At 56.7% G+C, this 15,986-nt stretch carries 17 protein-coding genes; 5 read left to right on the plus strand and 12 right to left on the minus strand.

The annotated features are described in order from the left end of the window. Positions 1-8 precede the first annotated feature (8 nt). The 6 genes from WFK59_RS02510 to WFK59_RS02535 form a co-directional block, all read right to left on the minus strand. Positions 9-740, minus strand: coding sequence for an arginine ABC transporter substrate-binding protein (locus tag WFK59_RS02510; protein WP_233984758.1), 732 nt, complete (start codon positions 738-740; stop codon positions 9-11). Positions 741-864: 124 nt separating this feature from the next. Further along, on the minus strand, positions 865-1,533 hold the full coding sequence (artM, locus tag WFK59_RS02515) for an arginine ABC transporter permease ArtM (RefSeq protein WP_233984757.1): 669 nt from the start codon (positions 1,531-1,533) through the stop codon (positions 865-867). Continuing rightward, a complete protein-coding gene (gene artQ, locus WFK59_RS02520) occupies positions 1,533-2,249 on the minus strand; it encodes an arginine ABC transporter permease ArtQ (protein ID WP_233984756.1) in 717 nt (238 codons plus the stop codon). The genes artM and artQ overlap by 1 nt, the downstream gene beginning before the upstream one ends. Before the next feature lie 6 nt (positions 2,250-2,255). Next, positions 2,256-2,987 (minus strand): arginine ABC transporter substrate-binding protein, encoded by a 732-nt coding sequence (artJ, locus tag WFK59_RS02525; protein ID WP_336754948.1) that lies wholly within the window; start codon positions 2,985-2,987, stop codon positions 2,256-2,258. Between the two features lie 15 nt (positions 2,988-3,002). Then, positions 3,003-3,731 (minus strand): arginine ABC transporter ATP-binding protein ArtP, encoded by a 729-nt coding sequence (artP, locus tag WFK59_RS02530; RefSeq protein ID WP_233984754.1) that lies wholly within the window; start codon positions 3,729-3,731, stop codon positions 3,003-3,005. Between the two features lie 224 nt (positions 3,732-3,955). Next, positions 3,956-4,495, minus strand: a complete 540-nt coding sequence (locus tag WFK59_RS02535) for a lipoprotein (protein ID WP_233984753.1) — start codon at positions 4,493-4,495, stop codon at positions 3,956-3,958. Between the two features lie 106 nt (positions 4,496-4,601). Here WFK59_RS02535 and WFK59_RS02540 point away from each other — a divergent pair, with 106 nt between their 5' ends. Further along, positions 4,602-4,922, plus strand: coding sequence for a heavy metal-binding domain-containing protein (locus WFK59_RS02540; protein WP_233984752.1), 321 nt, complete (start codon positions 4,602-4,604; stop codon positions 4,920-4,922). Continuing rightward, on the plus strand, positions 4,919-5,743 hold the full coding sequence (locus tag WFK59_RS02545; protein ID WP_233984751.1) for an N-acetylmuramoyl-L-alanine amidase: 825 nt from the start codon (positions 4,919-4,921) through the stop codon (positions 5,741-5,743). The genes WFK59_RS02540 and WFK59_RS02545 overlap by 4 nt, the downstream gene beginning before the upstream one ends. A 10-nt stretch (positions 5,744-5,753) precedes the next feature. Here WFK59_RS02545 and ltaE read toward each other — a convergent pair whose 3' ends face one another. From ltaE to WFK59_RS02560, 3 genes are all read right to left on the minus strand, one after another. Further along, entirely contained in the window at positions 5,754-6,755 is a 1,002-nt protein-coding gene (ltaE, locus tag WFK59_RS02550; protein ID WP_336754949.1) for a low-specificity L-threonine aldolase, read from the minus strand. Between the two features lie 72 nt (positions 6,756-6,827). Continuing rightward, positions 6,828-8,549: a ubiquinone-dependent pyruvate dehydrogenase gene (gene poxB, locus WFK59_RS02555; RefSeq protein ID WP_233984749.1), complete on the minus strand. Its 1,722-nt coding sequence runs from the start codon at positions 8,547-8,549 to the stop codon at positions 6,828-6,830. Between the two features lie 119 nt (positions 8,550-8,668). After that, positions 8,669-9,568, minus strand: coding sequence for a lysine exporter LysO family protein (locus WFK59_RS02560; protein WP_233984748.1), 900 nt, complete (start codon positions 9,566-9,568; stop codon positions 8,669-8,671). A 135-nt stretch (positions 9,569-9,703) separates the two neighbouring features. On the opposite strand from WFK59_RS02560, the gene WFK59_RS02565 reads away from it, so the two are divergent. After that, complete coding sequence (locus WFK59_RS02565) at positions 9,704-11,353, plus strand: ATP-dependent endonuclease (RefSeq protein WP_336754950.1); 1,650 nt, start codon at positions 9,704-9,706, stop codon at positions 11,351-11,353. Between the two features lie 75 nt (positions 11,354-11,428). Here WFK59_RS02565 and cspD read toward each other — a convergent pair whose 3' ends face one another. After that, positions 11,429-11,662, minus strand: coding sequence for a cold shock-like protein CspD (gene cspD, locus WFK59_RS02570; protein ID WP_233984746.1), 234 nt, complete (start codon positions 11,660-11,662; stop codon positions 11,429-11,431). A gap of 316 nt (positions 11,663-11,978) precedes the next feature. On the opposite strand from cspD, the gene clpS reads away from it, so the two are divergent. Continuing rightward, entirely contained in the window at positions 11,979-12,299 is a 321-nt protein-coding gene (gene clpS, locus WFK59_RS02575; RefSeq protein WP_003849318.1) for an ATP-dependent Clp protease adapter ClpS, read from the plus strand. A 52-nt stretch (positions 12,300-12,351) separates the two neighbouring features. Then, complete coding sequence (gene clpA, locus WFK59_RS02580; RefSeq protein WP_233984745.1) at positions 12,352-14,628, plus strand: ATP-dependent Clp protease ATP-binding subunit ClpA; 2,277 nt, start codon at positions 12,352-12,354, stop codon at positions 14,626-14,628. 85 nt (positions 14,629-14,713) lie between these two features. Here clpA and infA read toward each other — a convergent pair whose 3' ends face one another. Then, positions 14,714-14,932 carry a translation initiation factor IF-1 gene (gene infA / locus WFK59_RS02585; RefSeq protein WP_002211347.1) on the minus strand — a complete coding sequence of 73 codons (219 nt, stop codon included), beginning with the start codon at positions 14,930-14,932 and terminating at the stop codon, positions 14,714-14,716. A 344-nt stretch (positions 14,933-15,276) separates the two neighbouring features. Beyond that, positions 15,277-15,969 (minus strand): leucyl/phenylalanyl-tRNA--protein transferase, encoded by a 693-nt coding sequence (aat, locus tag WFK59_RS02590; protein WP_233984744.1) that lies wholly within the window; start codon positions 15,967-15,969, stop codon positions 15,277-15,279. Between the last annotated feature and the right edge of the window lie 17 nt (positions 15,970-15,986).

Genomic DNA, 15,986 nt, shown 5'->3' on the forward strand with positions numbered 1-15,986 from the left:
TCTGTGGTTTATTCAGGGAACCACTGCTGGTTAATCTGCTGCCAGCGGCCACTGGCCTTCAGTTCGGCCAGCGCATGATTAAAGCGATCGCGTAATTCGGTGTTGCCTTTACGCACCGCAATGCCGAGGCCGGTGCCGAAGTAGTCGGCATCGGTGACGTGCTCGCCGACGGTCGCCAGATCGCTGTTGGTCTTCAGCCACTGATTCACCACGGCGCTGTCACCAAACACCCCATCCAGACGCCCATTCTTCATATCCAGAATCGCATTCTGATAGCTGTCATAGGCTACCACCGTCACCTCAGGGTGTTTCTCCTGCAGGTATTTCTGGTGGGTAGTGCCGTTCTCGACGCCGAGACGCTTGCCCTTCAGAGCAGCAAAATCACTGAACTGGCCTTTGCGGGCAATCACGATAGCGGAGTTGGCGTAGTAGGGCTGAGTAAAATCGACCTGCTTGCTGCGCTCGGCGGTGATGTCCATGCCGGAAATGACCGCATCATAGCGGCGGAACTTCAGCGAAGGGATCAGGCTGTCGAAGGCGTTGTTGGTAAAGGTACAGTCCGCTTTCATCTGCTGGCAGAGCGCCTTCGCCAGATCGATATCGAAACCGACCAGCTGATTTTCACGGTTCAGCGATTCGAACGGGGGATAGGTCGCCGAAGCGGCGAAGCGAATTTTATCAGCGGCCTGGGCGCTGAGGGCCAGCGAAGCCAGCGTGGCGGCAACAATCCATTTTTTCATTATACGACTCCTGTAATCACAACCTGTTCACGACTCTGAGAGGGACTTACCCTGCCAGATAATGAATTTTTATGCAATCATTGTGAGTTTTCAGGCGGGTCAGGCGGGCGATCCCGCCTGACCATCAGTTGCGTTGCTCAAAGGCCAGCGCGCGTTTTTCGATCAGCCGCATCATCAGCGTCAGCACGCCGTTGACGCAGAGGTAAACCAGCCCGGCGGCGGCATACACCGTGACGTCATAGGTACGGCCGTAGAGCAACTGACCGTGTCCCATTACTTCCATCAGGGTAATGGTATAGGCCAGCGAGGTGCCTTTAAACACCAGCACCACCTCATTGGAGTAAGAGGAGAGGGCGCGCTTAAATGCATAAGGCAGCAGAATACGCAGCGTATCTTTGCGGTTCATGCCGAGCGCGGCACAGGATTGCCACTGACCAGAGGGAATAGCCCGCACCGCGCCGTAAAACAGCTGGGTGGTGTAAGCCGCGCTGTTAAGCGACAGCGCCAGCATGGCGCACAGCCAGGGTTGCGACAGCAGGTGCCACAGCCACGGGATCTGCTGGATCGCCGGAAACTGGCCGGGACCGTAGTAGATCAGGAAGATCTGCACCAGCAGAGGGGTGCCGGTAAACAGCGTGATAAAGCCTTTCACCAGCGGATTCAGAACCGGCGTTTTCAACGCCAGCACCACGGTAAACAGCAGCGCCAGCAGCAGTGCCAGCACCAGCGAGGCCGCGGTCAGCGTCAGGCTGGTGTGTAATCCTTTCAGTAATTCGGGCAGATACGCCAGCATCAGCTGTTCCCCCGTTCAAATCGGGTCGTACGCAACTCAATGCGGCGAAGTATCGCCTGGCTGAACAAGGTGATCACCAGGTAGATGGCTGCCGCCACCAGAAACCAGGTAAACGGCTCCTGCGTGCGGGTCGCAATACTTTTGGTTTGCAGCATCAGGTCGTTGACGCTGATCAGCGATACCAGAGCGGTATCTTTCAGCAACACCAGCCACTGATTGCCAAGCCCCGGCAGGGCATGACGCCACATCTGCGGCATGATCAGACGCAGAAATATCGCCGATTTTTTCATTCCCAGCGCCTGGCCCGATTCCCACTGGCCGATCGGCACCGCTTTCAGCGCCCCGCGCAGGGTTTGTGAGGCGTAGGCGGCATAGAGCATCGCCAGCGCAATCACACCACAGAGAAACGGACTGACGTCGAAGTTTTCAATCTCAACCTGCACCGGCAACTGAAACAGACCGAAATTGAGCGTGAATCCATCAGAGAGGGTCAGCAGCAGCTGAGAGGCACCAAAATAGATAAACAGCACCACCAGAATTTCCGGCAGACCGCGGATCAGGGTAACCAGGCCGGTGCCGATCCACGCCAGCGGTTTCCAGCGCAGTGACTCCCAGCCAGCGAAAATCATCGCCAGCACCAGGCCAGCGATAAGCGCACAAACAGCAAGGCCGACGGTCATACCGGCGGCGCTTGCGAGTGGGATCATTTCATTCATCAGAAATTACTGCGGGAACCATTTGCTGTAGATGGTTTTGTAGGTGCCATCGGCTTTGATCTTCTCCAGCGCACCGTTGAATTGGGTCTGCAGATCGGTGTTACCGGTACGCACCGCAATACCCAGACCGGTACCAAAGTAGGCTTTATCGGTCACTTTCTCACCCACCGGTGCCAGCGTCGCGTTCTGCTTCAGCCACTCGTTGACCACCGCGGTGTCACCGAATACCGCATCGATACGGCCATTTTTCAGGTCCAGTACCGCGTTCTGATAGCTGTCGTATGGCACGGTGGTGATTTCACTGTGCTTCTCGGTCAGGTATTTCTGGTGAGTGGTGCCGTTTTGCACGCCGACGCGCTTGCCTTTCAGCGCTTCAACGCTGGCCACTTTACCTTTCTGCGCCACGAACAGCGCCGAGTTGTCGTAATAAGGTTTGCTGAACAGCACCTGTTTTTCACGCTCAGGGGTGATATCCATGCCCGCCATCACTGCATCAAAGCGACGGAATTTCAGGCTGGGGATCAGGCTGTCGAACGCCTGGTTGGTAAAGGTGCAGGTTGCATCCATCTCTTTACACAGCGCATTGGCCAGATCGACATCGAAGCCCTGAATTTTGTTGTCAGCATCGACGAACTCAAACGGAGGATAAGAGGCTTCGGTGGCGAAACGAATGGTCTGCGCCGCGGTGGCGCTCAGGCTAAAACCAGCAAGCAGTGCAGCAAGTACGACTTTTTTCATTGTTAGCATCCTGACTTAGTGCGAAAGATAGTGAGCAAACGCCTCGGTTTGCGGCTGTGTAAAGCGGCTGGCATCGCCCTGTTCCACGATATGACCATTCTCCATGTAGACCACGCGGCTGGCGGTTTTACGCGCCACTTCCACTTCATGGGTCACGATCACCTGGGTAATCCGGGTCTGGGCCAGCTCGCGAATAATGGTGACGATCTGTGCGGTAATTTCCGGGTCGAGCGCGGCGGTCGGCTCATCAAACAGCAGCACCTGTGGCTCCATCATCAGCGCGCGGGCAATCGCCACACGCTGCTGCTGACCGCCGGAGAGATGCAGTGGAAAGCGGTCGCTGTAGGGCGTCAGGCGCAGACGATCGAGCAGCTTATCTGCCCGGGCGCGTGCGTCGCTCTTGCTGAGGCCGAGTACACGGCAGGGCGCTTCCATCAGGTTCTGCAGCACGGTGAGGTGCGGCCAGAGATTATATTGCTGAAAGACCATCCCGACATTCTGACGCAGCTCGCGGATCGCGGCTTCAGCCGGTTTCTGGCTGAAGTCGAACTGATTACCGGCAATCTGCAGCTGACCCGAACGGGGTTGCTCCAGTAAATTCAGTACCCGCAGCAACGAACTCTTACCGGCGCCGCTGGGACCCAGCAACACCAGCGTTTCGCCTTGCGGACACTCAAGGTTGATATCGAACAGCGCCTGATGAGCACCGTAGAAGCAGTTTATTGCGTTTAGTTGAATACTCATGCGCCAGATTTGAATAGCTATTAGTGTCGCGGATTTTAACGTCACCAGAATAGTTATGCAATTGAGGTGAGTTAAAATTTATGAAACAGCAGTGAAACCGCTAAAGCTTAGCACAATATCGTGTGCTGTCCGGCAGAGAGAGACGACGCCACGCGCGCCAGCAGAAACAAAAAAAGCGCGGGCATTGACGCCTCGCGCTTTTTTATCACGCCACCATCGGGTGATTATTTTTTCGATTTTTCAAGCATCTGACTCAGACTGCCACCCTCGGCATGCGCCGGGTTAGCCATGTAGCGCACATCATCGACAACCCAGCAACTGCCCTGGTGGATCATCAGCACTTCATCCTGCCACTGCTTGCCGTCACGACTCAGCTCAACCCGCAGCGGAATGTTACGCGCATCACGATTAGGAATGGTGGAAGCGTCCGCTACGCTGGCCGCGGTCGGACCCTGCGACAGGCTGGAGAAGAGATCGCCATTGCGCCACTGCGCACCGGCATTGCTGCCGCTGGCGGCCTGCAAAGAGCGATAGAGCGCATCGCTCAGATAAGGGCGGTATTTCGCCAGCGTGGTGCTGTCGGGCAGACCCTGAGTCGGCTGTTCAACGCGCAGATCGTAGAATTGCTGGGCTACCTGATCCGGGCCACCTTCAATACAGGGCGCGCTACGCGGGCCATTATCCTTAATCACTGGCTCAACGGTGGTACAGGCGCTGAGCAGCAGGGCCGCTGGGATCATTAACGCAAACGCGTTGTTTCTCATCTCGATTTCCTTATAGTTCTCTGGCAAGTTGCCCTTTTTAGCATAGAGTATAGCCGTGCTTTTTAGTCGAAAGAGCCTTAGTCCGTTTTTCAACAAGGAGATGACGATGAAATTTACCACAACCCCCACGCTGGAAGGCCACAGCATTACGGAATATTGCGGTGTGGTGACCGGTGAAGCGATTCTCGGCGCCAATATCTTTCGTGATTTTTTCGCGGGCATTCGCGATATCGTCGGCGGTCGCTCCGGCGCCTATGAAAAAGAGCTGCGTAAGGCGCGTGAGATTGCGTTCAAAGAGCTGGAAGAGCAGGCCAAAGCGCTGGGCGCCAACGCGGTGGTCGGCATTGATATCGATTACGAAACGGTTGGTAAAGATAGCAGCATGCTGATGGTGAGCATCAGCGGTACGGCGGTGATGGTGCGTTGAAACGCCTGCTGTTGCTGTTAGCGGCGCTGCTGCTGGTCGGCTGTCAGTCCGGGGTGGAATCCCGTTCCGGCTACTGGGCCGACCTGCGACATCCCGCGCAGGGAGCCCGGCCACGGGTCAAGGTGATTGTGATCCACTATACCGCCGAAGATTTTCCCTCTTCGCTCGCCACCCTGACCGATCAACAGGTCAGCGCCCATTATCTGATCCCGCGTCAGCCGCCACAGCGCGGCGGCAAAGGCGTTGTCTGGCAACTGGTGCCGGAACAGCAGCTCGCCTGGCATGCCGGACCGAGCTTCTGGCGCGGTGCCAGCCGCATTAACGATACCTCGATTGGCATTGAACTGGTGAATCGCGGTTACCGCCGTACCCTGACCGGCCGCCAGTGGCAACCGTTCACCGCAGCGCAAATCACCACGCTGGAGGCGCTGTTGCGTGACATCAGCCAGCGCTACGCTATCCCGCCGGAAAACATCGTCGGTCACAGCGATATTGCGCCGCAGCGCAAACAGGACCCCGGTCCGCTGTTTCCCTGGCAGCAGCTGGCGCAGCGCGGCATCGGTGCCTGGCCCGACGCCCGACGCGTGGCGTTTCACTTAGCCGGTCAGGACCCGCAGGCTGCGGTGCCGGTTGAGCTTATCGTGGAGAGATTACAGCGCTACGGCTACCAGGTGGACAACGTAATGGAGGCGCGCCAGCAGCAGAGGGTGATCGCGGCGTTTCAGATGCATTTCCGCCCGGCAGACTATCGCGGCAACGCCGATGCGGAAACCGCCGCGATAGCGGCCGCGCTGCTGGAAAAATATGGCGCGGCGCAGTAATCAGGCTGATTTACTGCTGAAGAAAGGCTTTCCAGTGGCTAACAACCTGTTCGAGTGCCGCGCGATCGGCATCCAGATGGGTGACCAGTCGGGTACGGGTACCGGCGCTGATCAGCACGCCACGCGCCTTCATCCAGGCGGCTAACGGTTCAACCTGGTTGACCGGGAGCTGGACAAACAGCATGTTGGTTTGCTGATCGATCACCTCAACGCCCAGTTCATGCAGCTGCTGCCCAAGCCAGGCGGCATTGTCGTGGTCCTGTTGCAGACGCGCCACGTTGTGCTGCAGGGCATAGAGTCCGGCCGCCGCCAGAATCCCGGCCTGGCGCATACCGCCGCCGGTCATTTTGCGCCAGCGGCGCGCGCGCTCAATCAGCGCCGCATCGCCACACAACAGTGACCCGACCGGCGTTCCCAGCCCTTTTGACAGGCAGATGGTCAGGCTATCGCAATAGCGGGCAATGCCTTCCAGCGTGGTCTGCTGGGCGACCACGGCGTTAAAGATGCGTGCGCCATCAATATGCAGCGCCAGCGCGTGCTCACGGGTGAAGTTCCACGCCTGTTCCAGATAACCTAACGGCAATACTTTACCGTGATGGGTATTCTCCAGACTCAACAGGCGAGTGCGGGCAAAGTGGATATCGTCAGGCTTGATCGCGGCGGCTACCACGTCGAGCGGCAGGGTGCCATCGTCGGCGGCCAGAATCGGCTGCGGCTGGATACTGCCCAGCACCGCCGCGCCGCCCGCTTCATATTTGTAGTTATGCGCCTGCTGGCCAACGATATATTCATCCCCGCGCTGGCAGTGGCTCAGCAATGCCACCAGATTGGCCTGGGTGCCGGTCGGGAAGAACAGCGCCGCCGCTTTGCCGCTCAGGCGCGCCGCTTCTGCCTCCAGGGCATTGACGGTAGGATCATCACGATAGACATCATCACCGGTTTCGGCGGACATCATGGCGCTTAACATGGCGGCGCTGGGCCGGGTCACGGTATCACTGCGTAAATCGATCAACGGGGGGCTCCTGGACGTGGCGGTAGTCAAAAAAAAGGCGGGCATCGCGCCCGCCTGGGTGATGCTGTTGTTTTACCGCAGCCAGTTGGTTTTCGCCAGTTCTACCACCTCATCGCCGCGACCATTCAGAATGGCGCGCAACATGTAAAGGCTGAAGCCTTTGGCCTGCTCCATTTTGATCTGCGGTGGCATCGCCAGTTCTTCTTTGGCGGTGATGACATCGACCAGCACCGGACCCTCATGGGCAAACGCCTGCTCCAGCGCGCCGTTCAGCGCCGAGGCTTTTTCAACCCGGATGCCTTTGATCCCGCACGCTTCGGCGATAGCGGCAAAATCGGGATTATCCAGCTCGGTGCCGTCAGTGAGGTAGCCGCCCGCTTTCATCTCCATCGCCACAAAGCCCAGCACGCTGTTGTTGAAGATCACCAGCTTGACCGGCATTTTCAACTGCGCCAGTGAGATAAAGTCGCCCATCAGCATGCTGAATCCGCCGTCGCCGCACAGCGCCACCACCTGGCGATTGCGGTCAATCGACTGCGCGCCCAGCGCCTGCGGCATTGCGTTCGCCATGGAGCCGTGGTTAAACGATCCCAGCAGCCGACGCTTGCCGTTCATCTTCAGGTAACGCGCCGCCCAGACGGTGGGCGTGCCGACGTCGCAGGTAAAGATGGCATCTTCGCTGGCGTAGTGACTGATCTGCTGTGCCAGATATTGCGGATGAATCGGCTGTTTATCGTTGGGCTGCGCCAGATCATCGAGGCTTTTACGCGCATCGACATAGTGTTCCAGCGCGCTGTCGAGATGGCTGCGATCGGTTTTGCTGGTGAGCTGTGGCAGCAGTGCCTGCAAGGTGGTTTTCACGTCGCCAACATAGGCTTCATCGACGTGACAGTGCGAGCCGAGGCTGCCCGGATTGATATCAATCTGAATGATCCGGGCTTTTTCCGGATAGAAGGCGCGATAGGGAAACTGAGTGCCGAGCAGGACCAGCGTTTCGGCATTCATCATGGCGTGAAAGCCGGAGGAGAAACCGATCAGCCCGGTCATGCCGACATCGTAGGGATTGTCATATTCGAGATGCTCTTTGCCACGCAGCGCATGGACAATCGGCGCTTTCAGTGTTTCAGCCAGCTTCACCACCTCCGGATGCGCGCCAGCGCAGCCGCTGCCACACAGCAGGGTAATGTTGCTGGCTGCATTCAGGGTCTGGGCCAGCTGGGCCAGTTCGGCGGCCTGCGGCAGCACCTGTGGCAGCTGCGGCGGATACCAGGCGGGATTGGCATTTTCAGGCGCAGGCTTGAGTGCCACATCGCCCGGCAGTACCACCACCGAGACGCCGCGATTGAGGATCGCTTTGCGCATCGCGATAGCCAACACCTGGGGCAGCTGCTCCGGATTAGAGACCAGCTCGCAATAGTGACTGCATTCGCGGAACAGCTCCTGCGGATGGGTCTCCTGGAAATAGCCGCTGCCGATCTCACTCGACGGGATATGTGCCGCAATCGCCAGCACCGGCACGCGGTTGCGGTGACAGTCAAACAAACCGTTGATCAGATGTAAGTTGCCTGGCCCGCAGGAACCAGCGCAGACCGCCAGCTCACCGCTGATATGTGCTTCCGCGCCCGCCGCAAACGCCGCGACTTCTTCGTGACGGGTCGGCATCCATTCAATGGTGCCCATGCGGTTCAGGCTGTCGCTCAGGCCGTTTAATGAATCCCCGGTAACGCCCCAGATTCTTTTAACCCCGGCGTTTTCAAGCGTTTTGGCGACCAGCGCCGCCACGGTTTGTTTCATCTTGTTCTCCTTTGTGGATGCGCCACCACGATGGCGCGACCAAAACCGCAAAAAAGAAGCGTAGACGACGCGGCAGAAAAGCAGCCGTGAAAAAATGCGCTGGCGGCTTCCCGCCTCGATCAGGCGGAGAACAGGGCGATAAGAATCGGAGCCAGCAGACTCATCACGAAGCCGTGCACAATGGCGGCGGGCACAATCTCATTGCCGCCCGCCCGCTGCAGCACCGGCAGGGTGAAGTCCATCGAGGTGGCACCACATAAGCCCAGGGCGCTGGAACGATGGCGGCCGATCAGCGCCGGGATCAGCATGATCGCCACCAGCTCGCGCAGCAGATCGTTGAAGAAGGCGGCGCTGCCGATCACCGGCCCAAACGCTTCAGTGATCAGAATACCGGAGAGAGAGTACCAGCCAAAACCGCTGGCTAACGCCAGACCGGTTTTCAGCGGTAATCCCAATGCCAGCGCCGCAATCAGGCCGCCGATCAGCGCGCTGACCAGCACTACGCTAGCCACCAGCATTCCGCGCCGGTTGAGGATGATCTGGCGTAGCGTCATCCCGCTGCCGCGTAGCTGAATCCCTACCAGAAACAGCAGGAAGATCAGCGCATATTCGCTGGCGGTGGCCGCATGATGCAGCAGCGGCCACTGCGTCAGGCCAAGCACAAACCCGATCACCACCACACCGCATAACTTCAGCGAATCCAGCGCCATGTGCAGCCGCGACGGCAGTTTTTCCTGCTTATGGGCATGCTGCCATGGCACACGTTTTTCCAGCCAGCGCAGCGCCAGCAGGTTGCATAACAGAATGCAAAGTGCGGTGACCAGCGCGGTGTGAAATACGGTCACCAGATTGCTGCTGAGGTTATCGAGGAACGCCAGGCTGATGCCCATAAAGAACAGAATCACGTAGACCATCCAGCCTAACAGCCGATTGACCTGACGCAAAAAGGAGGTTTGACGAAAAGGGAGCAGCCAGCCCGCAATCAGGGGCAGCAGAATAATCAGCAGTCCGGAGTACATAACGAATAAGGTCATCCATGAGGAAAGTGGCGACACGCTAACCAAAAAGTGCAATGGAGTAAACCCCTGATGCCGACCGACTTGACCGGCCCGTCTCCGCCAACCATGCTTCGTTTAATAAGAGGATGGCACCCTATGATTCTGGAACATATCGACATTCGCGGTTTTCGCGGCATCAATCAGCTTTCACTGCCTTTAACCCAGACCAATCTGCTGATTGGTGAGAACGCCTGGGGCAAATCCAGCCTGCTTGATGCGCTGAGTTTACTGTTATCACCCCATCATGAGGAGTATGTGTTTACCCCGGGCGACTTCCATTTCACCCCGGGCGACGTCACGGATTCGAAACGTCGTCTCTCGGTGGTGTTTCACTTTCGTGATGACGGCAACAATCATGATGCGCTGCTGGAGCCCTTCTGGCAGCGTGATCCGCAAGGTGCGCGCTGGATCTTTTACAGCGTGCGCGCGACCTGGCGTGCGGAGGGCATCAGCGCCAGCCGGCGCCTGGTTGACCGCCAGCTGCAGCTGTTGCCACAGGAAAACGGCGCGGCGGCCATTGCGCTGCTGCTGCGCCGTCATCCGGTGTTGCGGCTGCGCGATGCGCGCTTCAGTTCACGTTCCCGCCATGAGCGGCCGCGCGAGGCAGCCGACCCGGCTCTGCATCCGCAACTGCTGGCTGGCATGGAAGATCTGGCGCGCGATCTTGAGCGGCATCCGCAGCAACTGAGTGATGAGGTGCTGCGGCAGGGACTGAAAACCCTGCAACAGCTGATGGAGCACTATTTTCTGGTGCAGCAGCCCGCTGCATCGGCGGTAGCCCGACGGGTTGATCCGCAGGTGCGGGATGGCGATCAGGGATGGCGGGCACTGGACCAGCTTAATCAGCTGATTGCCGGCAATGACTCGCGCAGCCGGCAACTGATCCTGCTGCAGATGTTCACGCTGCTGATCCAGGCGCGCGGCGATCTGCCGCTGGCACCGGATGCGCGTCCGCTGTTATTGATTGAAGATCCGGAAACCCGTTTGCATCCGATTATGCTGTCGGTGGCGTGGAACCTGCTGTCATTGCTGCCACTGCAAAAAATCGCCACCACCAATTCGGCAGAACTGCTGTCGCAGGTGCCGGTGGAGAATGTCTGCCGGCTGGTCCGTGAACCGTCACGGGTGGCGGCGTGGCGCATCGGGCCGGAAGGATTGAGTGCGGAAGAGAGCCGGCGCATCGGTTTTCATATTCGCGTCAACCGGCCTGCCGCGCTGTTTGCCCGTTGCTGGCTGCTGGTGGAAGGGGAAACCGAAGTCTGGATCATCAATGAGCTGGCCCGGCAGTGTGGCTACAGCTTTGCCGCCGAAGGGATAAAAGTCATTGAATTTGCTCAGTCCGGCCTCAAGCCACTGCTGAAATTCGCCCGCCGGATGGGCATTGCCTGGCATGTGCTGACTGACGGCGACGAGGCGGGCAACAAATATGCCGCTACCGCCCGCAGCCAGCTGCAGCCGCACGATAGCGAGCAGCAGCATCTGACGCAGCTACCCGCATGGGATATTGAAAACTTTCTCTTTCAGCAGGGATTTCGTGAGGTTTATCTGGAGACAGCGCACCTGCCGTTAAACGTGAAGATGAGTGCCAGGCGTATTATTACTCAGGCGATTCACCAGACCTCGAAGCCTGAACTGGCGATCGCGGTGGCGAACGCTGCGGCTGAACGCGGTCCGGATGCCATCCCGGCGTTGATGCGCGAAATGTTCGCTCAGGTCATCGGGCTGGCACAGGGCAAAGCAGACTAACGCGTCGCCACAAGAAAAATGCCAGCGTCGTTGGCTGGCATTTTTAGGGGAGTATTCAGAATGGGGATGAAGGTGTCAGGCAACGGCCTGTACTTCTGCCGGCATCTCTACCGGTACAATCAGACTGGCATGATTGCCCTTCGGACCTTCGTGGACATCAAACTGAACCTGCTGGCCAGCTTTCAGCGTTCTGTAACCCTCCATCTGAATCGTTGAGTAGTGTGCAAAGATATCTTCGCCACCCCCGACTGGACAGATAAAGCCAAAGCCTTTGGCGTTATTGAACCATTTAACTGTACCCGTCTCCATGCTTTTACTTCCCTCGCAAGACATTTTATAAGTAGGTGAGGTCATTGAAGCTGTGAGTCGAGTTTGATTAAAACTCAATCAGCTTGTGCAAGTAGAATGTAGAGAAATGGCGGCTGGCGTCAAGCAAACCCCCAGGCTGGATGGGGAAAAAATCATCAAAATTTGAGGCAGTTAACGCTATTGCGAATTTTGTGATACAGGTCGCGGGTGGGATTTTCCGAATAAATTTTCATCAGCGGCCAGGCGCTTGACAGGCATGTTAAACTCTCAACATGTAGCCGCTTAAATGCGATGGTCGAAATCTCAACGGAACACTATGGCAAACACAAACGACTGGCTTAACTTTGAACATCTGGCCGAAGACAAAGTACGCGAAGGGTTAAAGCCGCCTTCAATGTATAAAGTCATTCTGAATAATGACGATTATACACCTATGGAATTTGTTATTGACGTTGTACAAAAGTTCTTTTCTTATGATGTTGAACGTGCAACGCAGCTGATGTTGAAAGTTCACTACCACGGCAAGGCGATCTGTGGTGTATTTACTGCAGAAGTCGCCGAGACCAAAGCGGCCCAGGTGAACAATTATGCGCGGGAAAATCATCATCCGTTGCTGTGTACGCTGGAAAAAGCCTGATCGCGTCTCCATATAGGAAACAGGTCAGAGCGATAATTGGGGGAGGTGCCTAATGCTCAATCAAGAACTGGAACTCAGTTTAAATATGGCTTTCGCCAGAGCGCGTGAGCACCGTCATGAGTTTATGACCGTCGAGCATCTGTTACTGGCGTTGCTCAGTAACCCGTCGGCCAGAGAGGCACTGGAAGCCTGTACGGTGGATATAGTGGCTCTGCGGCAGGAACTCGAAGCCTTCATCGAACAAACCACACCCGTTCTACCTGCCAGTGAGGAGGAGCGCGATACACAACCGACGCTCAGCTTCCAGCGCGTATTGCAGCGTGCGGTTTTCCATGTCCAGTCATCCGGTCGCAGCGAAGTTTCCGGTGCGAACGTGCTGGTCGCTATCTTCAGCGAACAGGAGTCGCAAGCCGCTTATCTGTTGCGTAAGCATGAAGTCAGCCGTCTTGATGTGGTGAACTTCATTTCTCACGGTACGCGCAAAGATGAGCCTGGCCAGGCGCCTGGCGCAGAAAATCCGGTTAACGAAGAGCAAGCAGGCGGGGAGGAACGTATGGAAAACTTCACCACCAATCTTAATCAGCTTGCTCGCGTCGGTGGCATCGATCCGCTGATCGGTCGCGATAAAGAGCTGGAGCGTACCATCCAGGTGCTGTGCCGTCGCCGTAAAAACAACCCGCTGCTGGTGGGTGAATCGGGCGTCGGGAAAACGGCGATTGCGGAAGGACTCGCCTGGCGTATCGAGCAGGGCGACGTACCGGAAGTCATGAAAGACTGCACCATCTACTCGCTGGATATTGGTTCGCTGTTAGCTGGCACCAAATACCGCGGTGACTTTGAAAAACGTTTTAAAGCGCTGCTGAAACAGCTTGAGCAGGATGAAAGCAGCATTCTGTTTATCGATGAAATCCATACCATCATCGGTGCAGGTGCGGCCTCAGGTGGCCAGGTTGATGCCGCTAACCTGATTAAACCGCTGCTTTCCAGCGGGAAAATCCGGGTAATGGGTTCCACCACCTATCAGGAATTCAGCAACATCTTCGAAAAAGACCGTGCTCTGGCGCGTCGCTTCCAGAAGATCGATATCACGGAGCCTTCTGTTGATGAAACCGTGCAGATCCTGAATGGCCTGAAAACCAAGTACGAAGCGCACCACGATGTGCGTTATACCGCGAAAGCGGTGCGTGCGGCGGTGGAACTGGCGGTGAAATATATCAACGACCGTCATCTGCCGGATAAAGCGATTGACGTGATCGATGAAGCCGGTGCGCGTGCGCGCCTGATGCCAGCCAGTAAACGCAAGAAAACCGTTAACGTGGCTGACATTGAAACCGTGGTTGCGCGTATTGCCCGCATTCCGGAGCAAAGCGTCTCGGCCACCGATCGCGATACGCTGAAAAATCTGGGCGACCGCCTGAAAATGCTGGTGTTTGGTCAGGACAACGCCATTGAGGCGTTGACTGAAGCGATCAAAATGAGCCGGGCAGGATTGGGTCAGGATCGTAAGCCGGTGGGATCGTTCCTGTTCGCCGGACCGACGGGCGTCGGTAAGACTGAAGTCACCGTGCAGCTGGCAAAAGCGCTGGGTATTGAACTGCTGCGCTTTGATATGTCCGAGTACATGGAGCGTCACACCGTCAGTCGTCTGATTGGTGCGCCTCCGGGTTATGTTGGCTTTGATCAGGGCGGCCTGCTGACCGATGCGGTGATTAAACATCCCCATGCGGTAGTACTGCTGGATGAGATTGAGAAAGCGCATCCTGACGTGTTCAACCTGCTGCTGCAGGTGATGGATAACGGTATGCTGACCGATAACAACGGTCGCAAAGCGGACTTCCGTAACGTGGTGCTGGTGATGACCACCAACGCCGGGGTACGTGAAACCGAACGTAAATCTATCGGCCTGATTCATCAGGACAACAGCACCGACGCGATGGAAGAGATCAAAAAGATCTTTACGCCAGAGTTCCGCAACCGTCTGGACAACATCATCTGGTTCAGTCACCTGTCACCAGAGGTGATTCATCAGGTGGTCGACAAATTTATTGTCGAGTTGCAGGCGCAGCTGGATGCGAAAGGCGTGTCGCTGGAAGTCAGTGATGAAGCGCGTGACTGGCTGGCTGAGAAGGGCTATGACAAAGCGATGGGTGCCCGTCCGATGGCACGCACCGTGCAGGAAAGCCTGAAGAAACCGTTAGCCAATGAATTGCTGTTTGGTTCGCTGGTGGATGGTGGTTCAGTCTCGGTAGCGCTGGATCGTGAGAAAGGTCAGCTGACCTATCACTTCCTGAGTGCAGAGAAACGTAAAACCGAAGGCACCGTGCATTAATTGACGGATGCCAGATATGAAAAAGGCCGGACTAAAATCCGGCCTTTTTTTCGCTGCATTTCTGATGCCGCGAGACTATCGCAGCTTAGCGACTACGGAAGACAATGCGGCCTTTGCTCAGGTCGTACGGGGTCAGCTCGACTGTGACTTTGTCGCCCGTCAGGATGCGGATGTAGTTTTTGCGCATTTTACCGGAGATATGAGCGGTAACCACGTGTCCGTTCTCAAGTTCTACGCGGAACATGGTGTTAGGTAACGTATCCAGTACGGTACCTTGCATTTCAATATTGTCTTCTTTGGCCATCGAATCCTCTGGGTGTACTACCTTTCAGTTGAACCGGCAAGATAATGCCCAATTCAACGATTTATGTAAAGAACCGTCGGCGATTTTGCCAACGCTTTGCCGTGCTTCGCGTGATACGCGAGCATTACGGTAAAATTCGGGTGTTTATGTGACGTCTGCGGGGGATTAGCGGGCTAAGAATCTGTATCAACCGGTTACACGCGCACGATTGAAACAGTTCCGAGAGTGCGTTGAGATTCCCAGCCTGGCAATTCCGGCTCATGATAACCAAGCGCGGACGACATACCAAACTCGATTATTATATCACTTATACGCCTTTATGTGTGCAAAACATCTGCGCGCGGTTAAAAAAGCGTTTGTGTCCGCCAGCATCCGTCGCTGACCGGTTGCCACGCAAGGCTTTGTACATATTGCAGATAGTCAGCGCGCGGGATTTCCCGCGCCCCCAGCGAGGCAGTATGGGGGTTAAGTACCTGACAATCCACCAGACGCCCCTGATGTCTGATAAAGTGCTGGCAGAAAACCAAAAGTGCGGTTTTTGAGGCATTCTCCTGACGACTGAACATCGACTCGCCGCAAAAGATCTGTCCCAGCGCCAGACCATACATTCCCCCCACCAGTTTCTGCTCGTCCCAGACCTCTATCGAGTGCGCATGACCCGATTCATACAGCCGCAGCCAGGCCCGCTTTACCTCAAAGGTAATCCAGGTGCCTTCTTCACGACCAGTGGCACAGCCGTCAATCACGTCGCTAAACGCTTCGTTCATCGTGACGCGATAGGGCGAGCGCTGATGAAAGCGCTTCATACTGCGACTCAGATGAAAATGCTCCGGTAACAATACCGCGCGCGGATCGGGTGACCACCAGAGGATGGGATCGCCGGGAGAAAACCAGGGGAATATGCCGTGCTGATAGGCGTTAAGTAAGCGGGCAGGGGAGAGATCGCCACCCATCGCCAGCAGGCCATTCGGCTCGCGCAGCGCCATCTCCGCAGGCGGAAATTGCAGGGATTCCCGTGACAGTTGTACCAGTCTCATCGCGTTGTTCTACTCAT

Origin of the sequence: Pantoea sp. USHLN298, from assembly GCF_037149395.1 — a bacterium.
Classification (GTDB): Bacteria; Pseudomonadota; Gammaproteobacteria; order Enterobacterales; family Enterobacteriaceae; genus Pantoea; species Pantoea astica.

Bases quoted from the DNA above. Each gene is read 5' to 3' on its own strand.
- WFK59_RS02510 (WP_233984758.1), bottom strand. From the start codon at position 740: ATGAAAAAATGGATTGTTGCCGCCACGCTGGCTTCGCTGGCCCTCAGC.
- artM (WP_233984757.1), bottom strand. From the start codon at position 1,533: ATGCTGGCGTATCTGCCCGAATTACTGAAAGGATTACACACCAGCCTG.
- artQ (WP_233984756.1), bottom strand. From the start codon at position 2,249: ATGAATGAAATGATCCCACTCGCAAGCGCCGCCGGTATGACCGTCGGC.
- artJ (WP_336754948.1), bottom strand. From the start codon at position 2,987: ATGAAAAAAGTCGTACTTGCTGCACTGCTTGCTGGTTTTAGCCTGAGC.
- artP (WP_233984754.1), bottom strand. From the start codon at position 3,731: ATGAGTATTCAACTAAACGCAATAAACTGCTTCTACGGTGCTCATCAG.
- WFK59_RS02535 (WP_233984753.1), bottom strand. From the start codon at position 4,495: ATGAGAAACAACGCGTTTGCGTTAATGATCCCAGCGGCCCTGCTGCTC.
- WFK59_RS02540 (WP_233984752.1), top strand. From the start codon at position 4,602: ATGAAATTTACCACAACCCCCACGCTGGAAGGCCACAGCATTACGGAA.
- poxB (WP_233984749.1), bottom strand. From the start codon at position 8,549: ATGAAACAAACCGTGGCGGCGCTGGTCGCCAAAACGCTTGAAAACGCC.
- WFK59_RS02560 (WP_233984748.1), bottom strand. From the start codon at position 9,568: ATGTACTCCGGACTGCTGATTATTCTGCTGCCCCTGATTGCGGGCTGG.
- WFK59_RS02565 (WP_336754950.1), top strand. From the start codon at position 9,704: ATGATTCTGGAACATATCGACATTCGCGGTTTTCGCGGCATCAATCAG.
- cspD (WP_233984746.1), bottom strand. From the start codon at position 11,662: ATGGAGACGGGTACAGTTAAATGGTTCAATAACGCCAAAGGCTTTGGC.
- clpS (WP_003849318.1), top strand. From the start codon at position 11,979: ATGGCAAACACAAACGACTGGCTTAACTTTGAACATCTGGCCGAAGAC.
- clpA (WP_233984745.1), top strand. From the start codon at position 12,352: ATGCTCAATCAAGAACTGGAACTCAGTTTAAATATGGCTTTCGCCAGA.
- infA (WP_002211347.1), bottom strand. From the start codon at position 14,932: ATGGCCAAAGAAGACAATATTGAAATGCAAGGTACCGTACTGGATACG.
- aat (WP_233984744.1), bottom strand. From the start codon at position 15,969: ATGAGACTGGTACAACTGTCACGGGAATCCCTGCAATTTCCGCCTGCG.